Origin of the sequence: Bacteroides muris (ex Fokt et al. 2023) (assembly GCF_024704895.1) — a bacterium.
GTDB classification, from domain to species: Bacteria; Bacteroidota; Bacteroidia; order Bacteroidales; family Bacteroidaceae; genus Bacteroides; species Bacteroides muris.
The window spans coordinates 1-996 of the sequence record NZ_JAMZEE010000104.1; the positions used below are offsets into that span (position 1 = coordinate 1).

A 996-nucleotide genomic window follows, 5' to 3' on the forward strand; every position below is an offset into this window, starting at 1 on the left:
AGGGGCGAATCCTCCGGATTATGAAAACTTTATGTTCGATGCTTTATTAATTGCATATAAATTCTTACTTTTAAAGGAGAAAAACAGAATCCTATGAATTACGGTTACATCAGAGTGAGCAGTGAGAAACAGACCGTTGAAAACCAACGGTACGAGATAACTGAATACTGCAAGCGCAAGGGGCTCATTATAGATAAGTGGATTGAAGAGAGTGTGTCTGGTGCCAGGCATCCCAATGTGCGGAAATTAGGTAAGATACTGAATACGATAGACCAAGGCGATACCATATATGTTACGGAACTTTCAAGGCTTGGACGCTGTGCGTATATGGTTATAGCTATCATATCTCATTGTCTGATTGCCAAAGCCAATATTGTGGAAATCCGTGATGACAAGCTTATTAAAGATGATTCAGATTCTGTGCAAGATACGTTTTTAAAGGTCTTATTTGCTCAAAGGGAGCGGGAAGATATATCAAGGAGAACCAAAGCCGGACTTGCCAGGCGGGTAGCCATGGGGATGAAGCTTGGACGAAAACCAGGTGTTCAGAATTCCCATTATAAATTGACTGGAAAGGAACGGCTAATAAAAAAGATGTTTGAATACGGATATTCCAAAGCCGCTATTTGTAGAAGGCTGCAATGTAATCCGATAACTTTGGATAGGCATCTTATAAGGATGTGCTATTTTCTACCTTGTAATTGAGTTTTATATCTTTGCGTGAAAAATGATTTACGCGTATATTAGAGTCAGTACAGATAAACAAACGGTTGAGAATCAGAAATTCGAGATAGAGAAGTTTTGTAAGATAAGAGAACTGCAAATAGACAGATGGGTGTCGGAAACCATATCCGGTACCAAGTCTGCAAAAGAACGGAAGCTTGGCGCTTTGCTGAAAAAACTTAAAAAGGGTGATACCCTTATTTGCTCTGAAATTAGTCGTCTTGGGCGTCGTCTGATGGAAGTGATGAGCATTCTAAACACTCTCATGCAAAA

2 protein-coding genes are annotated in these 996 nt (G+C 39.8%); both read left to right on the forward strand.

All coding sequences use genetic code 11. The features are described 5' to 3' along the window. Positions 1-93 precede the first annotated feature (93 nt). Entirely contained in the window at positions 94-705 is a 612-nt protein-coding gene (locus tag M1B78_RS18415) for a recombinase family protein (RefSeq protein ID WP_119962337.1), read from the forward strand. 22 nt (positions 706-727) lie between these two features. Beyond that, the coding region (locus M1B78_RS18420; protein ID WP_257941491.1) for a recombinase family protein at positions 728-996 on the forward strand (269 nt) is incomplete at its 3' end.

Excerpts from the sequence above, each read along its gene's own strand:
- M1B78_RS18415 (WP_119962337.1), top strand. The coding sequence starts at position 94 with ATGAATTACGGTTACATCAGAGTGAGCAGTGAGAAACAGACCGTTGAA.